Consider the following 2311-nt stretch of genomic DNA (forward strand, 5'->3'; position numbering starts at 1 on the left):
ACACTGTTCCACACCTTGCCTTTCATCAGCGCCAAGTCGCTGACCGACTTCAGCGTGATCTCGCTGCTCGGCGGCGTCGGCGTCGCGCGCCGGGTCAACCCGGCCGAGTTCGCCTGGCGCTTCGCGCAGATTTTTCAGGGCGACGGCTATTTGATGCCGACGCCGGCCGTCGTCGACAGCGTCGAGACCAAGATCGCGCTGGTCGAGCGCTGCGGCCTGCAGGAAATCTTCGAGATGGCCGATGCGCTCGATGCTGTGCTGCTCAGCGTCGGCGGCATCGCGTCGGCCACCACCTTCTCGCGCGGCGGCTTTCTCAAGGAAGCGGACCGGGAGGCCCTGCTTGCGCGTGGCGCCGTCGGCGACCTTCTGTTCCATTTCTACGACCGCAAGGGCGACCTGGTCGACCATCCCGTCAACAGCCATGTGATGTCGGTGGATGTCGATCGGCTGCGCAAGGCTCCGATCCGAATCCTGACCTCCGGCGGCGAAGAGAAGACCGAGGCGCTGCTCGGTGCCATGAACCTGGTCGCGCCGACCGTGCTCATCACCGACGAGGAAAGCGCGCGCCGCATGCTGGCCGCGCATGGCGCGTCGAGGTAGTTGCCGCAAATTTCAATTGATGCAATATTGCTTGCAATATCACTTCTGCAACTCGATATAGTCGCATGAGGCTGGTTCTCGACACAGCGGTTATGGTGGCGGCCGTCCGCAGCGATGCCGGCGCGTCTCGTCGCTTGTTGGTGGCGGCGCTTGAAAGGCGGTTCACGCTGCTTGCCTCCGTACCACTTGTTATAGAGTACCAGGCGGTGATGACGCGGCCGGAGCATTTGAAGGCATCCGGCTTGCCGATCGACGATGTTAATGTCCTGCTGGACGCAGTGGCGGCTGTTGCCGAGCCGGTGAGGCTTGCCTTTTTATGGCGACCAGTGGCTCGCGATCAGGACGACGATATGGTGCTCGAGGCTGCGGTCAACGGACAAGCTGACGCTATCGTGATCTTCAACACCCGCGACTTTAGCGAAGCAGCGGTCCGCTTTGGAATAGATGTCCTGGTGCCCGGTCAGGCTTGGAAACGAATGGAGAAACATAAATGAGGAAAAGCAATTTTGCGCTGCGGCTTCAGCCCTCGCTCCTGGACGAAGCACGTAAGGTAGCGGAAGACGAGGGTGTGGCGCTTAACCAGTTCATCAACGTGGCTGTGGCCGAGAAGCTATCGGCGCTCAGGGTCGAAAGCTATTTCCAGGAGCGCGCGGCGCGCGCCGACATTCCCGCAGCGCTCGATATTCTCAAGCACGCCGGCAAGGGTAAGCCGCCTGTCAAAGGTGACGAATTGGCAAAGTAGCCGAATTTCGGCTGGCTTGGAGTGAGCACGGCTTGCCTCGCGTTATACGCTGCTGTGCTTCGCTGCCGTAATCGCTCGAAAAAATAGAATAACATGGAAAACAGATGGAAGGCCCGGCGTGATTTTGTCCTATTGGCCTCTTGCTTCTGAACCTTTGAGACTATAGGGCTTTGCGCGGTCCGGAGTGTAGCGCAGCCCGGTAGCGCACTTGACTGGGGGTCAAGGGGTCGTCGGTTCGAATCCGGCCACTCCGACCATTTTTAACCTGAGACTTGGCCCCAAGGCTTTCATCGACCGGGAGCGACCGCTTCGTGTCGGTTCGTTCGGCTGCTTGGCGGAGCTCCCAGCCGCAATTTCCGCTGGTGCCGGTACTCCAGCGCGATCGCGCCCCAGACTAGGCCGAGCAGCAGATAAAGATGGCGCCAGTGGTCGATGTCGATCAAGGTGCCGAGCCCGATATTGCCGAGATAGGCGACATAGGCGCAGAGCAGATAGGGCTGCCACGGCCGGTCGCGCAGAAGGATGCGGAAGCCGGCGCCGATCGTCCATAAGGTCAGCGTCAGGAACGACACAAAACCCAGCCAGCCATAATCCATCAGCGCCTTCAGCCAGATGTCGTGCGTGTCCTCGCCATAGATCGTGCCGAAGACCAGCGGGCCGATGCCGAACGGATGCTCGATAGCCAGCTGGAAGCCGATCGCGTAGCGGGCGAAGCGGCCGAGCCTTGCCGAATCGTAGCTCTGCTCGAGCTGCGCGCGCTGGGTGAACATGTCCGACACGCCGGGCAGTTGCAGAATGATGAGGAAGGCGATGACCAGCAGCGCCACGGCCGCGATCGTCATCACCACGACCCGCAGCCGGAACTTGCCGCTGGCGCTCTGCAGGAACAGGCATGCCGTGAGCAGCACCGCCGACACCGCGAACATGCCCCAGGCGCCGCGCGAGAAGGAGAAGAAGATGCCGGCGGAG

4 protein-coding genes and 1 tRNA gene are annotated in these 2311 nt (G+C 61.4%); 4 read left to right on the forward strand and 1 reads right to left on the reverse strand.

The features are described 5' to 3' along the window. The 4 genes from EOA28_RS32800 to EOA28_RS32815 all read left to right on the forward strand — a co-directional run. On the forward strand, window positions 1–600 hold a 600-nt coding region (locus EOA28_RS32800; protein WP_281060944.1), incomplete at its 5' end, for a sugar-binding domain-containing protein. Between the two features lie 65 nt (window positions 601–665). After that, on the forward strand, window positions 666–1094 hold the full coding sequence (locus EOA28_RS32805; protein ID WP_127250785.1) for a putative toxin-antitoxin system toxin component, PIN family: 429 nt from the start codon (window positions 666–668) through the stop codon (window positions 1092–1094). Beyond that, entirely contained in the window at window positions 1091–1342 is a 252-nt protein-coding gene (locus EOA28_RS32810; protein ID WP_127250784.1) for a toxin-antitoxin system HicB family antitoxin, read from the forward strand. The genes EOA28_RS32805 and EOA28_RS32810 overlap by 4 nt, the downstream gene beginning before the upstream one ends. A gap of 180 nt (window positions 1343–1522) precedes the next feature. Beyond that, a tRNA-Pro gene (locus EOA28_RS32815) sits at window positions 1523–1599 on the forward strand. A gap of 30 nt (window positions 1600–1629) precedes the next feature. On the opposite strand, the gene EOA28_RS32820 is transcribed toward EOA28_RS32815, so the two are convergent. Beyond that, the coding region (locus EOA28_RS32820; protein ID WP_148671009.1) for an O-antigen ligase family protein at window positions 1630–2311 on the reverse strand (682 nt) is incomplete at its 5' end.

This window comes from Mesorhizobium sp. M2A.F.Ca.ET.067.02.1.1 (assembly GCF_004023285.1).
Lineage (GTDB): Bacteria > Pseudomonadota > Alphaproteobacteria > Rhizobiales > Rhizobiaceae > Mesorhizobium.

Coding starts and splice junctions, on each gene's coding strand:
- EOA28_RS32805 (WP_127250785.1), top strand. CDS start 666: ATGAGGCTGGTTCTCGACACAGCGGTTATGGTGGCGGCCGTCCGCAGC.
- EOA28_RS32810 (WP_127250784.1), top strand. CDS start 1,091: ATGAGGAAAAGCAATTTTGCGCTGCGGCTTCAGCCCTCGCTCCTGGAC.